Genomic DNA, 17,142 nt, shown 5'->3' on the forward strand with positions numbered 1-17,142 from the left:
CCCGAGCCTTTCACGGTTTCCACACAACTGACAAGCTGCGTATTCAATTACTGCGGCAACCGCTTGCCGGGCAGCGGGACGCACGGAGGCCGGGCGTGATGACCACGCCCGGCCTGCTGTACGTACGGGAAGCCCGAAAGTCTCAGTTACCGGGGGACGGACTCCGCGGTGAGGTCCCGTGCCGGAAGGCTGTCCATGAAGGAGCTCACGGAGAAGACGGCCTGCCCCGGTCCGGGCGGCCCGTATCCGGGCGGCGAGGAGAGGCCGAAGTCCTCCATCGTGGAGCGGTAGGCCTCCAGGAGGCGGATGTGGTACTCCAGCGGCGCGCCCTGGGGGTTGGCCTTGCCGAGCGGGGTCGTCGGCTCCGGGCACCACGTCGTGAAGCGGGGCGTGATGCCGTGCGACATGAAGAAGCGCAGGCCCTCGGTGGTGGAGGCGATGGCCTCGTCGACGGTGGTGAAGCCGGAGGGCGCGGCCATCTCCACGCCCGCGACGAAGTTCGGGATCACGTTGCGCGCGCCGAAGACCTCCGCCGAGTCGAGGATGCGCTTGTGCCACTCGTCGCGGCCGACGTAGCGCTCCTTGCCGGGGCAGTACAGCTCGAACAGGCGCCGGTCCCACACCTCGAAGTTGGGGTGGTAGATCTGCACGCCGTAGTCCTTGAAGCGCTGCACGTCGTCCTTGGGCAGCGCCTGGGCGACGACCTTGCCGATCCAGCGGTCCGGGAAGTGCTCCTCGATGGCCTTCGCGTACATGCCGTAGAAGTCGGCCTCGTCGCGGCCCTGGAGCTTCGAGGTGATCGCGCCGCCCGTCAGCGTGTAGGCGGTGGACGTCTTGGCGGTGTCGTACCGGTCGATGATCTCGAGCGCCTCAAGGACCTCGTCGACGTCCTTGACGCCGGTGTACGGGCGGCCCGCCGCCTTGTGCTGGCGCCAGTTGTGGTTGATGTCGCAGTACTGGCACTCCTCCTTGGCGCCGAAGTACTGGCAGACCCGGAAGACGGTGAGGTAGATCAGGTAGCCCCACTGGATGGTGGGGGCCACCTCCATCACGGACTTCCCGTTGGAGAGGGTGTGCTTGTAGTACTCGGGCATGGGCGGCACGCCCACGTCGGAGATCCGCTTCCCGTCGAGGTAGAGGCCGAGCATGCCGTCCTCGTCGGCGGCGACGCGGTACGGCGAGGACGGATTGACGCGCACGGACACCACGGTCCGCCGCAGGTCGTACGGGCCGCCGGTGAGGATGATCTCCTCGGGCGGGCGGCGCAGCGCGGCCTCGCCGAGCTCGGGCAGGGTGCCGTGGTCGAAGGAGAAGATGAAGTAGGACTTCGGCTTGACCTCGCCGTTCTCGTTGTCGCTGAGGGCGGACGCGTCGAAGGCCACGCCTCCGCGGAGCAGGTCCTCCTTGAAGACGGCTTCCCGCGGCACGTGCGGGAAGCGCTCCATCAGATCCTCGACCAGCGCGGTGCGGCTGCCCATCCCGTTCTCCTCGCTTCCGACTCGCTCAAGCGTCGCACGCAGACTCGCGTGCAGGCCTGCATGCAGGGCTGCGTGCTCGACTCCTCACGGTATGCCCCCGCCTGTGCGTCAGCCGTGCCGGGTCCCCTTACGTCGTACGACGTGGGCCGGCGCGGCGATGTCCGGCGCCAGCGCCGGGTCGGGCACGGGCGTGCCCCAGACCGCCGCCAGCGGCAGGGTCCCGGCCCAGAGGCCGAGTTCGGCGTCGGGGCCGTCGCCGTCGTCCGGGGCGCCTGTGCGGATCTTGACGGACGCCTCCTCCAGGGACAGCGCGAGCAGGGTGGTCGCGGCGAGTTCCTTGCGGCTGGGCCTTCGGGCGTAGTCCCACTGGCCGGGCGTGGCGTGCTCGGTGAGCCGCCGCAGGCCCTCCAGCTTCTCCGCCGGGTCGGTGACCTTGCGGGGCACTGCGTGGATCATGGCGCTGCGGTAGTTCACCCCGTGCTCGAACACCGACCGCGCGAGCACCAGCCCGTCGACATGCGTGACGGTCACACAGACCGGCGCCGCCCCCGCCAGGCTCCGGCTGGCCACGGACCCGTGCACGAACAACTGCCCCTCGTCCCGCCCGTACACGGTCGGCACGACCAGCGGCCGCCCCTCGACAACCACCCCGAGGTGACAGATGAACCCCGCGTCGAGGATCGCGTCGAGATCAGCCCGATCCAGACTCCCCTGCTCCCGCAGACGACGATGCCGGGTGCGGTCGGACTCCGGGAGGGCGGCAGGAAGTGGAGGGCGCGTCATGGAGGCGAGACTACCGATATCGCGCCAGAATGACCATGTACTGACTAAATCAGCGAGCAGGCACCGCCAAAACAACGAAATCCGCACCGCAAGGTCCATCGTGGCTCCGGCGAGGGTCGAGACACACGAGCCCCCGGCGGCGGAGCGGCCATGGACACGCAAGCCTCCCCGGCGGCAAATGTGATCCCCTGACCGGACGACTTCCCGGGAGGGACGAAAGGGATGACCGAGATGGTGACCAACTGGGCGGGGAACATCACCTACTCCGCCAAGGAGCTGCACCGCCCGCATTCGCTCGACGCCTTGCGGGCGCTCGTGGCGGACAGCGCGAAGGTGCGGGTGCTCGGCAGCGGGCACTCCTTCAACGAGATCGCCGAGCCGGGCGACGGCGGTGTGCTGCTCTCGCTGGCCGCGCTGCCGCCTGCGGTGGACGTCGACACGGCGGCCCGTACGGTACGGGTCGCGGGCGGTGTCCGGTACGCCGAGCTGGCCCGCCGGGTGCACGAGCACGGGCTCGCGCTGCACAACATGGCGTCCCTCCCGCACATCTCGGTGGCGGGATCGGTGGCGACCGGCACCCACGGCTCGGGCGTCACCAACGGCTCGCTCGCCTCCGCCGTACGCGAGGTCGAACTCGTCACGGCGGACGGCTCGACCGTCACGATCGCCCGCGGCGACGCCCGCTTCGACGGCGCCGTGACCTCCCTCGGCGCGCTCGGCGTGGTCACCGCGCTCACCCTCGACCTGGAGCCGGACTTCGAGGTGGGCCAGCACGTCTTCACCGAACTCCCGCTGGCGGGGCTGGACTTCGAGGCGGTGGCGGCGTCGGCGTACAGCGTGAGTCTCTTCACCGACTGGCGGGAGCCCGGCTTCCGTCACGTATGGCTGAAGCGCCGCACCGACCAGCCGCTGCCGGACTTCCCGTGGGCCGCGCCCGCCACCGTGGCGGTGCACCCGGTGCCGGGCATGCCCGCGCAGAACTGCACCGAGCAGTTCGGCGTGCCGGGCCCCTGGCACGAGCGACTCCCGCATTTCCGGGCGGAGTTCACCCCGAGCAGCGGCGCCGAGCTCCAGTCGGAGTACCTGCTGCCGCGGCCGTACGCCCTCGACGCCCTGCACGCCCTGGACGCGATCCGCGAGACGGTCGCGCCCGTGCTGCAGATCTGCGAGGTGCGCACGATCGCCGCCGACGCCCAGTGGCTGAGCCCCGCCCACGGACGGGATTCCGTGGCGCTCCACTTCACCTGGGTCGAGGACACGGAGACCGTGCTGCCGGTGGTGCGGCGCGTCGAGGAGGCGCTGGAGCCCTTCGCTCCGCGGCCGCACTGGGGCAAGGTGTTCACCGTGCCGCCCGCGGCACTGCGCGATCTCTACCCGCGTCTGGGCGACTTCAGGGCGCTGGCCGGCTCCCTCGACCCGCAGGGCAAGTTCACCAACGCCTTCGTACGGGAGATCCTCGATTCCTGACATCCGGGAGATCCTCGGCGTCTGAGATCAGCCACCGACCGCCGCCCACAGCATGAGCGTGCCCCTGTCGCGGGGGACTTTATAAAGCCCCTTTCCTAACCCCTTGTCGAAAGTCCGGCCCAGGCCATAGCCTTGCGCCGCGCCGGTGCCCAAGTGGCCTCGGCATGGGCCGAAGGGACGGGGCACGCCTTGTGAAGCGCACATCACGCGACATACGCACCGCGAACCGCTATGAGGTGCTGCGCCAGATCATCGCCGAGTCGCCCACCTCCCGGCAGGAGCTGGCGGCCGCCACCGGGCTGAGCCTGGCCACGGTCGCCACACTCGTCGGGGAACTGCTCGACCTCCGCATGATCACGGAGGTCGGGTTCGAGGATTCGGCCGGCGGCCGCCCCCGGGGTCTGGTCGCGGTCAACGCGTCGGGAGGCGCGTTGATCGGCGTGGACATCGCGGAGACGTACGTCCATGTCGAGCTGTTCGACCTCGCGCTGAACGTGCTGGCCCGCGCCGAGGAGGACGTCCGCCCCAGCGAGAGCCGCCCCGAGCAGGTGGTCGGCCATGTCGCCGCCGTCGTGGGCTCGGTGGTCGCGCAGGCCGGCGTCGAGGGCGCCCGCGTCCTCGGTGTCGGGGTGAGCGTGCCGGGCCAGGTGGACCGCGACACCGGAATCTCCGAGTACGCGCCCAACTGGGACTGGCACGACGTGCCGCTGCTCGACCTGCTCACCGAGCACATCGCCTACCCCCTCTACCTGGACAACCCGCTCCGCGCCTCCGCGGTGGCCGAGCTGTGGTTCGGGGCCGGACGCGGGCGCGGCGACGCCGTGGTGATCAACCTCGGTACCGGTGTGGGCGCCGGACTCGTCCTGGGCGGCGCGCTGCACCGAGGTGTCAGCAACAGCGCAGGCGAGTGGGGCCACACCACGATCGTGCTGGACGGCAGGCTGTGCCGCTGCGGTCGGCACGGCTGCGTGGAGGCGTACGTCGGCGCGTCCGGAATCATGCTGAGCCTGCGGGAGTTGAGCCCCGACAGCGCGCTGCTGCACCCGGAGGACCAGACGGCCACCATCGCCGCGCTGGCCGAGGGGCTGCGGCGGGGCGACCCGGTGGCGGTCAAGGTGGTCCGCGACACCGTCCGTTACCTCGGCGCCGGCATCGCCGACCTGGTCAACCTCTTCAACCCCGAAGTGATCGTGCTCAGCAGCTGGGTCGCGGCCGCCCTCGGCGAGCCCCTGGTCGACGAGGTGCGCGAGGCGGTCGCCCGGCACGCGCTGCCCCGGCCGATGGCCGCCACCGAGATCGTCCTCTCCCCGATCCCCACCGACCCGGTGTGCCTGGGCGCGGCGACGTTCGCGCTCGAAGGGGCGCTGCAGTCGGTCGGGCAGCGGCCGCCGAAGAAACGCACCGCCCCCGACAGGGCCAAGACGCACCACCGCTAGGAGCTGTACCGCACCGCCTTCATGACGACGGAAGGGATGCACGTGAACCGCCCCCACCCGAGAAGATCGGTCCTTCTGACAGCAGCAGCCGCACTCGCTGTCGCCGGACCACTGATATCCGCCCCGCCCGCGTCGGCCGCCTCCACCCCGGCGGCCGAGGTCTCCCCGCACGCCGCACAGACCATCGACAACATCGGTGCGTCCGGCGCCTGGTGGGTCAACGACCTGAAGAACTTCGACCCCAAGGTCCAGGCCCGGGTGGCGAAGCTGCTGTTCTCCTCACAGGGCCTGGACCTCAGCAACTACCGCTACAACATCGGCGGTGGCGGCACCGCGGTCACCACTGCGTCCCGCGCCCCCGAGGACTTCCTGAAGGACGACGGGACGTACGACTGGAGCAAGGACAAGGGCGGCCGCACCTTCCTCAAGTACGCGGCGGCGTACGGCGTCGAGGACCTGGTCGCCTTCGTGAACAGCGCGCCCGCCGCGTGGAAGACCAACGCGCAGAGCTGCGGCGGGTACTTGAAGGCGGAGAACACCCAGGACTTCGCCAAGTACGTCGCCGATGTGACCGACCACTTCGCCAAGCTGGGCGCGAGGTTCGACTACATCAGCCCCTTCAACGAGCCGACCAACAGCTTCGACAGCTGCGGCCAGGAGGGCATGCTGGTGCCGGTCGACCAGCGCGACGACATCGTGCGGGCGCTCGGCGCGGAGCAGCGGGCGCGCGGCCAGCGGACCGGGATCATCGCGGACGAGTCCAGCAGCACGGTCGGCTTCAACACCGAGCTTCCGCAGTGGATCTCACAGCCGGGCACGGCGCAGTACGTCTCCAAGCTCGCCCATCACACGTACAACAACCCGGGCGACGACCAGCTGGCGAAGATCAACGAGACGGCCACCTCGGTCGGCAAGTCGCCCTGGGCCACCGAGATCTGCTGCTTCGGCAACGGCGGGACCGGCTGGGCGCAGGAGTACGACCCGACGATCGACAGCGGGCTGAACATCTCCCGGATCATCTACAAGGACTTCGCGACCGCGCACGACTCGGCGTTCCACTGGTGGACCGCGCTCTCCTCGATGGTCGGCAGCGATCCGAACGCGAAGAACGGTGACGGCTGGAACGACGGCCTGATCTACTACGACCCCGACTACGCCACGAACGGCGATCAGAAGCTCTACTTCACCAAGCGCTACTACGCGCTCGGCCAGTACAGCAAGTTCGTGAAGCCGGGCGCGGTCGCGCACAACGTGACCGGCGCGCCGAGCGGCGTCGAGGTCTCCTCGTACGACCTCCCCCAGGCTCGAACAGGCTCGCCCGGGGGCACCCCCATCGGCAAGTGGGTGGTCGTGGTCAACAACCACAACACCACCGACACGGCGCTGAACCTGCACTTCAACAGCAGGACGCCGGTGCGCGCCGGGCAGGCCGTGCGCACCTCGGCCACCGAGAACTGGGCGAAGGTCGCGAAGCCCTCCGTGCGTGGCGCCACCGCCTCCACCACGCTCGCCGCCCGGTCGGTCACGACGTATGTCTTCGACCAGAAGGGTCACGGGAGTTCCGCGGTCACCGGTGCCTGGCAGGGCAAACAGTCCGGCAAGTGCCTGACCGCGGACGCCACCGGCGCCGCGCTGAGCACCTGCACGGGCACGGAGGCCCAGGACTGGGCGTACGACGCAGCGGGCGCCTTCAAGAGCGCCGGCGGGTGTCTGACGGCCGGGAGTTCGGGCCTGGCCACCGCGGACTGCACGGGCGGTGCGGGCCAGCGATGGCAGTTGAACGCCAACGGTCAGATCGTCAGTGAGGCGTCCGGCAAGTGCCTGGACGTCAGCGGCCAGGCGACCGCCGACGGCAGCAGAGTCATCCTCTACAGCTGCAACGGCGGGTCCAACGAGGCCTGGTCCAAGCAGTAACCACCCCATGCCGAGGGCCGCCGGCCATCCCTGACCCGGCGGCCCTCAACCTCCCCGCACCGCCGGGGTGTTCGACATTCCGAACCGGACACAACGCTTCGAACAGACTTCGTCCAACCCCTTGCCGAAGCCTTAGCCGAAGGTTAACGTCCCGCACCGCAGCGTCAATTGAGCCACCTGGCTTTGCGCCATAGAGCCGCAGCCGTATTCGAGACAAGGACGTCACCATGTCGGCAATGAGCAGCAACTGGGACCGCCGATCCGTACTCCGGGCCGCCGCGGGACTCGCCGCACTGGGCCCGCTGGCCGCGTGCGGCGGCAACAACGGGCGCGGGGGCGGAAGCGGCTCGGGCAAGAGCCTGAGCCAGTACTTCCACGCGTACGGCGAGCCCGGCGTGGAGCAGGCGGTCAAGAAGTACGCGTCCGCGTACAAGGGCGCCAACGTGGGCACGCAGTGGATCACCAGCAACGACTACGAGACCAAGCTCTTCGCGGCCCTGCTCACCAGCAACGCGCCCGACGTCTTCGAGTTCCACCCGCAGATCCAGATGGTCAAGAGCGGTCAGGTGGCGGACCTGAGCGACATCATCAACCCGGTCAAGGACGACTTCAACCCGGCCGACATCACGTCGCACACGTACGACGGGAAGATATACGGCGTCCGCATGATCGACGACCCGCAGTTCTTCTTCTACCGCAAGTCGATGCTGGAGAAGGCGAAGGTCGGGGTCCCGACCACGCTGGAGGAACTGATCGAGGCCGCCGCCAAGCTCACCACCTCCAAGGTCAAGGGCCTCTTCCTCGGCAACGACCTGCACGCCATCGAGGCGCCTCTGATCTGGTCCGCGGGCGCCGAGCCCCTCAACGCCAAGAACGAGATCGCCTACCACACCGACGCGGTCGCCGCCGGTCTCGGCCAGCTGCGCAAGCTGTTCACCAGCGGCCACCTGCTGCTGGACGCCCCTGCCGACTACTGGGACCCCTCGGCGATCACCCAGGGCCTGTGCGCCATCCAGTTCTGCGGCATGTGGGCGATGCCCGCCATGCAGAAGGCACTCGGCGACGACCTGGGCGTCTTCCCCTTCCCGAAGGTCGGCAGCAACGGCAGGCCCTCCGTCTACAACGGCGGCTGGTCCATGTTCGTCAACGCCAAGGGAAAGAACGTCGACGCGGCCAAGGAATACGTGAAGTGGCTGTGGATCGACCAGAAGAAGTACCAGGAGGACTTCGCGACCTCCTACGGCTTCCACATTCCGCCGCGCACCTCGATCGCCGCCTCCGCCGACAAGCTCAAGTCCGGTCTGCCGGCCGAGGGCGCCAAGCTCTTCACCGACTACGGGCACTTCGACAACATCAGCTGGACCCAGGCCATGTGGAGCGCCCTGGACGCTGTCATCTCCGACTGCGTCCGCAAGGGCGGGAGCCCGGAGGCGGCTCTCGACAAGGCCGACAAGACGATCAACCGTGAGCTGAAGAAGCTGTTCGGATAGGCCGCGGGAGAGACCACACCATGTCGACCACCACCACGCGCGGGGTCGCCCGACCCGCCCCGGCCAAGGCCTCCCCGGCCCGGCCGCGGCGGGGGCTGCGGGGCAACCCCACCTTCAACTTCTGGCTCTTCACCGGCCCCTTCCTCATCGGCCTGGTGATCTTCGTCTTCGTCCCCATCGGATGGAGCATCTGGCTCAGCTTCTTCGAGGCCCGCTTCACCGTCACGCCGAGCCACTTCATCGGGTTCGACAACTACAAGCAGATGCTGACGAACAGCGACTTCACCGGGTCGCTGTTGACGTTCACCGTGTTCGCCGCGTTCATCGTGCCCACGACCTGGGCGCTGTCACTGGGACTGGCGCTGCTGGTGAACCGGCTGCGCTTCATGCGGGCGTTCTTCCGGTCGGTGTTCTTCATCCCGACCGCGTGCTCCTACGTCGCCGCCGCGCTGATCTGGAAGATGTCCATCTTCAACGGCGTCCGCTTCGGCCTGGCGAACACCATCGTCGGCTGGTTCGGCGTGGAGAACATCGCCTGGGTGTCCAACCCGAGTCCGCCCTGGTACTGGCTGGTCATCCTGACCGTGCGCCTGTGGCTGCAGTCCGGCTTCTACATGATCCTTTTCATCGCCGCGCTGCAGAATATCCCGGCGGAGCTGTACGAGGCCGCGGCGATCGACGGCGCCAAGCCGGGCTGGCAGACCTTCCGGTTCATCACGCTGCCGCAACTGCGGGCCACCTCGACCGCAGTGATCCTGCTGCTGCTCATCGCCGCCTACCAGGCGTTCGACGAGTTCTTCAACATCATCGGGAACAAGGCGACCTGGGGGCAGACGCCCCTCATGGTCCTCTACAAGACCGCCATCGGCTCGGGCCAGGACTACGGCGCCGGCAGCGCGGGCGCGGTCATTCTGACGGTACTGATCTGTATGGTCACGCTGCTCCAGGGCAAGATCATGGGCTTTGGAAGGGGGGAGGAGTCCAAGTGACGACCACCGCACCACGGATCGACAAGCCGCGCCGGAAGAGGCGTGGCGGCGTCATGGGCAACACGGGGCTCTACGTCTGCGTCAGCATCGCGGCGACGCTGTTCCTGATCCCCTTCTACCTGATCGTCCGCAACGCCCTGTCCACGGACCCGGAGATCACGGGCGAGAACTGGAAGTTCTTCCCGAGCCACATCCAGTGGAGCAACGTCTCCGAGCTGTTCAACGACCCACTGGTCGACTTCGGCCAGTCCCTGTGGAACTCGCTCGTCGTGGCCGTCCTGATGACCGCGGGCATCCTGCTGGTCTGCTCGCTGGCCGGCTACGGCCTCGCCCGCATCCCCTACCGGCACGCCAACAAGGTCTTCTACGCCGTGCTGGCGACCCTGATGGTCCCGACGTCCGTCACCTTCGTACCGAGCTTCGTGCTGGTCTCCTCGCTCGGCTGGGTGGACACCTACCGCGGCCTCATCATTCCGGGCCTGTTCAGTGGTTTCACCTGCTTCCTGTTCCGGCAGTACTTCCTCGGGTTCCCCAAGGAACTGGAGGAGGCGGCACGCGTGGACGGGCTGGGCTACTGGGGTGCGTACTGGCGCATCGTCGTACCCAACTCGCTGAACTTCTTCGCGGCGATGGCCACGATCACCTTCATCAGCGGCTGGAACGCCTTCCTGTGGCCGCTGGTCATCGGCCAGGACCCGAGCTCCTGGACGGTCCAGGTCGCCCTCTCGTCGTACATGACCAACCAGACCGTCAACTACCACCTGATCTTCATGGCGACCGCCTTCTCGATCCTGCCCCTGGTGTTCGTGTTCCTCTTCCTCCAGCGCTGGCTGGTGCAGGGCATCGCGCAGACCGGCATCAAGGGCTGACGCCTTCCACTCACGACCTGGAGACCGATGTCTTTCCGCACTCCTACGGCCATCGACTACGTCGAGGACGTCTCACCGGGCAGCGGAGCCCTTCCGCCCCGCGCCTGGTACGCGTCCTCCGACGCCAAGTCCCTGACTCTCAACGGCAGTTGGCGTTTCCGGCTGTCGGCGACCGCCGACGCCGAGGACGACTCCTTCGCCGCCGAGGGGTACGACGCCGGGGGCTGGGCCGAGGTCGCGGTCCCCGGCCACTGGGTCCTCCAGGGCCACGGCGCGCCGATCTACACCAACCACCTCTACCCCTTCCCGGTCGACCCGCCGCGCGTGCCGACCGAGAACCCCACGGGTGACCATCTGCGGATGTTCGACCTGCCGGCCGAGTGGCCCTCGGACGGCGGGGCGGTGCTGCGCTTCGACGGCGTCGAGTCCTGCGCCCGGGTCTGGCTGAACGGCACGGACATAGGCGAGTTCAAGGGCTCCCGGCTGCCGCACGAGTTCGCGGTGGGGCACCTGCTGAAGCCGTCCGGCAACGTTCTCGCCGTCCGTGTGCACCAGTGGTCGGCGGGCTCGTACCTGGAGGACCAGGACCAGTGGTGGCTGCCCGGCATCTTCCGGGACGTCACACTGCTGCACCGCCCGGCGGGCAGCGCCCTCGACTTCTTCGTGCACGCGTCCTACGACCACCTGACCGGTGAAGGCACCCTGCGCGTCGACTCCGACGTCGACGGACGGGTGACCGTCCCCGCCCTGGACATCGACGTGGCCACGGGCGACGCGGTGACGGTCGCGGTGCAGCCCTGGACGGCGGAGACGCCCCGGCTCTACGACGGATTCCTCGTCACCGAGGGCGAGCGGGTGCCGCTGCGCATCGGCTTCCGTACGGTCCTCCTGGAGGACGGCCTGATCAAGGTCAACGGAAAGGCGCTCCTCTTCAAGGGCGTCAACCGGCACGAGTGGCACCCCGAGACGGGCCGCGCCCTCGACCTGGAGACCATGCGCGAGGACGTGCTGCTGATGAAGCGGCACAACCTCAACGCCGTCCGCACCTCGCACTACCCGCCGCACCCCGCCTTCCTGGACCTGTGCGACGAGTACGGCCTGTGGGTCATCGACGAGTGCGACCTGGAGACCCACGGCTTCACCGAGCAGGCCTGGCGCGACAACCCCGTCGACGACGACCGCTGGACCCCGGCGCTGCTGGACCGCGCCGCCCGTATGGTCGAGCGCGACAAGAACCACCCCTCCGTCGTCATCTGGTCCCTCGGCAACGAGGCCGGCACCGGCCGCGGGCTCACCGCCATGGCCGAGTGGATCCACGGCCGCGACGGCTCCCGGCTCGTCCACTACGAGGGCGACATCGACTGCCGTGACACGGACATGTACTCCCGGATGTACGCCGAGCACGCAGAGGTCGAGCGGATCGGCCAGGGCCTGGACGGTGGCACTCACAAGCGCCGTCAACTCCCCTTCATTCTCTGCGAGTACGGGCACGCCATGGGCAACGGCCCGGGCGGGATCGCCGACTACCAGAAGGTCTTCGAGGCGCACGACCGCCTCCAGGGCGGCTTCATCTGGGAGTGGATCGACCACGGCATCAAGGACGAGCGGTACGGCTTCGCGTACGGCGGCGACTTCGGCGAGGAGCTGCACGACGGGAACTTCGTCTGCGACGGGCTGGTGTTCCCGGACCGCAGGCCGTCGCCCGGACTGGTCGAGTTCAAGAAGGTGATCGAGCCCGTCCGCATCGACGGCGACGGCGCCGACGGCACCGTCCGCGTCACCAACGCCCACGACTTCGCGGGTCTCGACCATCTCGCCTTCGAGTGGTCGTACCAGGTCGACGGCGAGACCGTCGAGGCGGGCACGCTGTCGGTGCCCCCGCTCGCGCCTGGCGAGTCCGCCGACGTGAAGCTGCCGTCGCCGCCCGGGGACGGCCGGGGCGCGGAGACGCTGTGGACGGTCCGGGCGCTGCTCGCCGCCGACACGGTGTGGGGTCCGAAGGGCCACCAGGTGGCCTGGGCCCAACTGCCTGTGAGTGAGCGCCCCTTGGCGCGGGTGTCCGCGACCGACGGGCCGGTGCTCGGCGAGCAGCTGATCACGCTCGGCCCGGCCGCGTTCGACGCCCGCACCGGTGCGCTGAAGACAATCGGCGGCCTCGACGTCACGGGCCTGCGCCTGGACGCGTGGCGTGCCCCGACCGACAACGACGACGGCGCGCCCTGGCAGCCCGACATGCGTTACGGCCTGCTCTGGCGCAAGCTGGGCCTGCACCGCCTGCAACACCGGCTGGACGCCGTCGAGTTGGGCGACGACGCGCTGACCGTACGGACCCGGGTGGCGCCGGCCGCCTGGGAGGTGGGCCTGCGTACCGTCTACCGCTGGACGTCCGACGGCACCCGGCTGCGGCTGACGGTGTCCGTGACGCCGGAGGGCGACTGGGACGTGCCGCTGCCGCGGCTCGGGATCCGGTTCGGGCTGCCCGCCTCCGCCGACCGTGTGAAGTGGTTCGGCGGCGGCCCCGGCGAGGGCTACCCGGACACCAAGGCGGCCTCGATGCTGGGCCGTTGGGAGTCGTCGGTGGACGAGCTGCAGACCCCGTACGTCCGCCCGCAGGAGAACGGCGCGCGGGCCGACGTACGCTGGGCGGAGCTCGGCGGGCTGCGGATCGAGGGCGACCCGGAGTTCTGGTTCACGGCACGCCGCTGGACCACGGAGCAGCTCGACGCGGCAGCCCACCTCACGGACCTGGAGCCCGGCGGCACGGTCTGGGTCAACCTCGACCACGGCCAGCACGGCGTCGGTTCGCAGTCGTGCGGTCCGGGCCCGCTCCCGCAGTACCGACTGGAGGCGGCTCCGGCGGAGTTCTCGTTCGTCTTCTCGCAACTCCCCGGCTGATCCCCCGCGTTGCCTTCCGCGGCCGACCGGCATCTCACCCGGTCGGCCGCGGTCGTGTGCGTGGTGTACGTTCCGGCGCCGGGCCGCTCCTCAGCCCGGCTCGACGGACCTCAGCGCCGCCAGCAGCGACCGGGCGCCCTGGATGGTGGGATGACCGTCGCCGAGGCCTACGGCGGCGGCGTCCACGACACGTACGGCGTGCTCCGTTCCGCCCTGGCTGTCGCAGCCGAGCAGGGCGTGGGACACCTGGAGGCGCAGGGTCAGAGGGTGGTCGTCGCCCAGCCGGGAGCGAGCCTCCGCGGCGAACGCGCCGCATTCCCGGCGTACTTGATCGGTCGGCTTCGAGCCGCCTTCCTGTTCCCAGGCGAGGACCTCAGCTTCGAGGTCCTGGGCCGCGGTGTCGGGTGTACGGGCCTCGGGTGCTACGTCACCGGTGGCGCTGCCCGTCACGGGCCGTGCGGCGACCGTGGTGTCGTCCGCTCCCTCCCGCCTGGTGCGCACGAGCGTCTCGAAGCGGCGGGTGGCCGGGAGGGCGGCGTGCTCGCGGATGAGGGTCGTCGCCTCGTCGGGCAGCGGCGGCGGGGAGAACCGTTCCGCCTCCGGGGCGGGCGGTGCTCCCGCCGGGCCGGTCGCGAGGGCGGCGGCGACGTCGGCGGGGGTGGGCCGCAGGGCCGGGTCGGGGTGCAGGCAGGACCGCACCACCTCTTCCAGTTCGGCCGGCAGCCCCGCCAGGTCGGGCGTGCCGTCGCAGATGTTGCTCATCACGGCGAGGACCTTCCTGCCCCAGGGAAGGCGCCCCAGGGCGAGGCGGGCAAGGAGCGTGCCGAGGGAGAAGACGTCGCTGGCCGGGGTGAACTGCTCGTGCTCCCGGATCTGCTCCGGGGACGCGTAGGCGTAGGTGCCGGCGAACCCGCTCCGGGGTTCGGTCAGCCGCTCGATCTGCGCGATGCCGAAGTCGATGACGCGGGGCCCGTCCTCGGTCAGCAGCACGTTCGCGGGCTTGAGGTCGAGGTGCACGATGCCCTCGGCGTGGATGGCGGTGAGCGCGGAGGCGATGCCCGCGCCGATGCCTCGTACGGTGGCGACATCCAGTGCGCCGCACCGTTCGGCCACCTCCTGGAGCGAGGGCGCGGCCACGAACGGCACTGCCATCCAAGGGGTTTCACCGCTCGTGTCGGCGGCGATCACGGGCACGGTGAACCGTCCGCTGACCCGCCGGGCCGCCTGAACCTCGTGCGTGAAGCCCTCCCGGATCGAGGCGTCGGCCGCGTACTCCGCATGCAGGGTCTTGACCGCCACCATGACCCCGTCCGGATCCTGGCAGAGGTAGACCCTCCCGAACCCTCCCTCACCGACGCGCTCCAGCACCTCGTAGGAACCGAAGGCCTCCGGGTCCTCCGCCGCCCGCGCGGACCTGGCCCGCTCGACCGACCGCCACTGACCGAGGGCCTCGGCTTCGGGATGAACGGCCGTGGCCCCGCCCGGGCCGCGCGTGGGGGCGGGTTCCGGCTGCGGCTCCGGCTGCTCGTCGTTCACCACGGAGATGGACACCGAATGGGCCGTGCCGTCCCGGAAGGAGTAGGCCTGCACGTTCACGTTGCCGTCGCCCTCGTTGGAGACGTAGACGCCGAGCAGCCCCAGCCGCTCGCACAGGACGATCTCCTCGGGTATCGGACGTCGGTCCGGACGGGCGAAGTAGAAGGCGCGGACCTGGCACCCCTGGTCGGCCACGTTCTGGATCACGGTGCGCCACTGCTCGACGCTGACCCGGTGCGGTCGCGTGTCCTCGGTGTCACCGCTGACCGGGAAGACCTGGGCGATATGCCGGGCGCGGGCCTCGCGTGCCAGCAGCCCGAAGGCTCTGCCGGGTGCCGCCTCCACCTGCCTGGCGAGCAGGGTTCCCGCCGTGCTGCCGATGTGCAGTTCCGTCTTCCGGGCGGCCTGGGCGAGTGCGTCGCGTTGCTGGGACAGCGTGTCGTACTCGGGCGAACCCGGCCCCTCTCCCCGTAGCTCCATGCACGCGAGCACTTTCCCGAAACAGTCGACGGCTTCGGTCAGGCCGTCCGGGTCGTCCGTCTGCATGGCCGCCTTCGCCTGCGAGACCAGCGCGCCGAGTCTCCGGTCACTGCCCGCGCCGTACAACTGCTCGCATTTCTCGGCTATTTGCCCGTACATACGGCTGGCCCGCGGCAGGTCACCGCTCCGCTCGATCTCCGCGGCCGCCGCGACGAGGTCCTCCAGACTGTCGTGCCCCCGCTCGTGGCCGAAGGGCAGCCCGCCGGCGAGTTCCGCGTAGCGCTGACGGGCGATACCGGTGAGCTGATGCTGGGAGCCGAGTGCGCCCTCGGCCGTCTTCAGCATCCGGGTGTAGGTGCGCAGCGCGGCGGCGTTGTCGCCGGCCTGCTGCTGCCAATGGCCCATGTCGCAGAGCAGGTTGAGCGCGGTCTCGGTACGGCCCTGCTGCTCGGCCGAGCGGTGCATCTCCTCGTACCGGCGTACGGCCTCCTCGGACCGTCCCGCCCGGCCGTGCCAGTGGGCGAGCTGGTGGCGGGCCAGTTCGGTGTCCTGGTGGAGTGGTCCCTGGAGCCGCTCACGCTCGGAGAGGAGTCTCGTGAACAGCTGCACGGCTCCGTCGGGGTCGCCGGACTCCCCTGTCCAGTGGGCGAGTTGGTGCCGCAGCGCCAGCGTGCCGGGGTCGTCGGGGCCGGGCGCGCGTTCCGCCTGCGCGACCAGGTCGCGATACCGCTTCACCGCCTTGCCGGGTCTGCCCTGCCGGCCGTCCTGCTCGGCCGCGGCACCGGCCTCCCGCAGCCGCGCGAGCACCTCGGCCGCCGAATCACCGGACTCCGGCGCAGCGTTCCGTCGTCTCCCGACCCATCGCATACAGACCCCCCGGAGCTGTCGATCGGCCCACATCCCGCCGTGCACGCAGACCGGATGAAGAGCCCGTTCACGGCAAAGTACCCCGATCGGTGGTGAGTTGACCTTGCGCTGACCCGATCGGCGCCCCCCGCTACCCTCAGCCCGATGAACGATCAGGAAAACGATCAGGCGGTCGAACCGGTGGAGACGAACGAGCCGAGCGCGTCGAGCGAGCCGAGCGCGTCGTACGCCGACGAAGCCGCCCTCTGGAGTCGTCTCGCGCGGCTGCTGCCGTCCCGCGAGGACGCCGCGGAGTTCCAGGACTGCTGGGAGATCGGGGAGCAGGAGGCCGGGCTCCAGTTCGTGCTGCTCCCGCGACTCCTCGCGCAGGGTGTGGCGATCGGCGAGACCACCCGCGCCGAACTGGCGGTCCTGGCCGGGGAGTGGGGCATGTGGGACGCGCTCGGGGCCGAGATCGCGCGCTGCCCGGGTGATCCCGCACAGGACGGGTCGCTGCGGCTTGTCGAGTTCGAGTACGTGGCCGACGGCGGGGAGCCGCTGACCACCGAGGTCCGGGGACCCGACGCGGGCCTGGTGCTCGTCCCGTGGATCGCCTGCACCCACTGCGGGCAGGTGCTGGCCCGCGCCCACAGGCGGGAGGAGTGGGGCGATCTGTCGTATCTCCCGGAGTCCTACGTCGTGTTCGACCCGGACGGAGGCACCGCGCCCGGCGTGTTCGCCCAGGATTCGGTGTGGGGCGCGCTCCACGCGCTGCGGACGACCTGCCCCGGCCTCGGCGGCCCACCAGACCTCCCGGACTCCTCAGTCCTCGCAAACCCCTCAGGCCCCTCAAGCTCCTCAGACCCCTCAAGCTCCTCCGATGCCTCAGACACCTCAGGCCGCTGGGACTTCTGAGGCAACCTTCACGCACCCGGCGGCGACACCTGGGGGACGCACGC

General features: G+C 69.8%; 11 protein-coding genes. 8 read left to right on the forward strand and 3 right to left on the reverse strand.

Annotation, left to right across the window (positions count from 1 at the left end; translation table 11 throughout):
• Positions 1 to 146: 146 nt before the first annotated feature.
• Together AB5J56_RS11060 and AB5J56_RS11065 are read right to left on the reverse strand one after the other, a co-directional pair.
• Positions 147 to 1,478, reverse strand: coding sequence for a radical SAM protein (locus AB5J56_RS11060; protein WP_369232506.1), 1,332 nt, complete (start codon positions 1,476 to 1,478; stop codon positions 147 to 149).
• Between the two features lie 108 nt (positions 1,479 to 1,586).
• Complete coding sequence (locus AB5J56_RS11065; RefSeq protein ID WP_369232508.1) at positions 1,587 to 2,261, reverse strand: pyridoxamine 5'-phosphate oxidase family protein; 675 nt, start codon at positions 2,259 to 2,261, stop codon at positions 1,587 to 1,589.
• Between the two features lie 222 nt (positions 2,262 to 2,483).
• Here AB5J56_RS11065 and AB5J56_RS11070 point away from each other — a divergent pair, with 222 nt between their 5' ends.
• The 7 genes from AB5J56_RS11070 (at position 2,484) to AB5J56_RS11100 (ending at position 13,321) form a co-directional block, all read left to right on the forward strand.
• Positions 2,484 to 3,728, forward strand: coding sequence for an FAD-binding protein (locus AB5J56_RS11070; protein WP_369232510.1), 1,245 nt, complete (start codon positions 2,484 to 2,486; stop codon positions 3,726 to 3,728).
• A gap of 164 nt (positions 3,729 to 3,892) precedes the next feature.
• A complete protein-coding gene (locus AB5J56_RS11075; RefSeq protein WP_369232512.1) occupies positions 3,893 to 5,164 on the forward strand; it encodes an ROK family transcriptional regulator in 1,272 nt (423 codons plus the stop codon).
• A gap of 36 nt (positions 5,165 to 5,200) precedes the next feature.
• Positions 5,201 to 7,078, forward strand: a complete 1,878-nt coding sequence (locus tag AB5J56_RS11080) for a glycoside hydrolase (RefSeq protein WP_369242493.1) — start codon at positions 5,201 to 5,203, stop codon at positions 7,076 to 7,078.
• Positions 7,079 to 7,305: 227 nt separating this feature from the next.
• Positions 7,306 to 8,568 carry an ABC transporter substrate-binding protein gene (locus tag AB5J56_RS11085; RefSeq protein ID WP_369232514.1) on the forward strand — a complete coding sequence of 421 codons (1,263 nt, stop codon included), beginning with the start codon at positions 7,306 to 7,308 and terminating at the stop codon, positions 8,566 to 8,568.
• Positions 8,569 to 8,588: 20 nt separating this feature from the next.
• Complete coding sequence (locus tag AB5J56_RS11090; protein ID WP_369232515.1) at positions 8,589 to 9,557, forward strand: carbohydrate ABC transporter permease; 969 nt, start codon at positions 8,589 to 8,591, stop codon at positions 9,555 to 9,557.
• On the forward strand, positions 9,554 to 10,426 hold the full coding sequence (locus AB5J56_RS11095) for a carbohydrate ABC transporter permease (RefSeq protein ID WP_369232516.1): 873 nt from the start codon (positions 9,554 to 9,556) through the stop codon (positions 10,424 to 10,426). Before AB5J56_RS11090 ends, AB5J56_RS11095 begins: the two co-directional genes overlap by 4 nt.
• Before the next feature lie 27 nt (positions 10,427 to 10,453).
• On the forward strand, positions 10,454 to 13,321 hold the full coding sequence (locus AB5J56_RS11100; RefSeq protein WP_369232517.1) for a glycoside hydrolase family 2 TIM barrel-domain containing protein: 2,868 nt from the start codon (positions 10,454 to 10,456) through the stop codon (positions 13,319 to 13,321).
• 90 nt (positions 13,322 to 13,411) lie between these two features.
• Here the strand turns inward: AB5J56_RS11100 and AB5J56_RS11105 are convergent, their stop codons facing one another.
• Positions 13,412 to 16,204: a protein kinase gene (locus AB5J56_RS11105; protein ID WP_369232518.1), complete on the reverse strand. Its 2,793-nt coding sequence runs from the start codon at positions 16,202 to 16,204 to the stop codon at positions 13,412 to 13,414.
• Positions 16,205 to 16,348: 144 nt separating this feature from the next.
• On the opposite strand from AB5J56_RS11105, the gene AB5J56_RS11110 reads away from it, so the two are divergent.
• A complete protein-coding gene (locus AB5J56_RS11110; RefSeq protein ID WP_369232519.1) occupies positions 16,349 to 17,098 on the forward strand; it encodes a hypothetical protein in 750 nt (249 codons plus the stop codon).
• Positions 17,099 to 17,142 lie beyond the last annotated feature (44 nt).

The organism is Streptomyces sp. R21 (genome assembly GCF_041051975.1).
Lineage (GTDB): Bacteria > Actinomycetota > Actinomycetes > Streptomycetales > Streptomycetaceae > Streptomyces.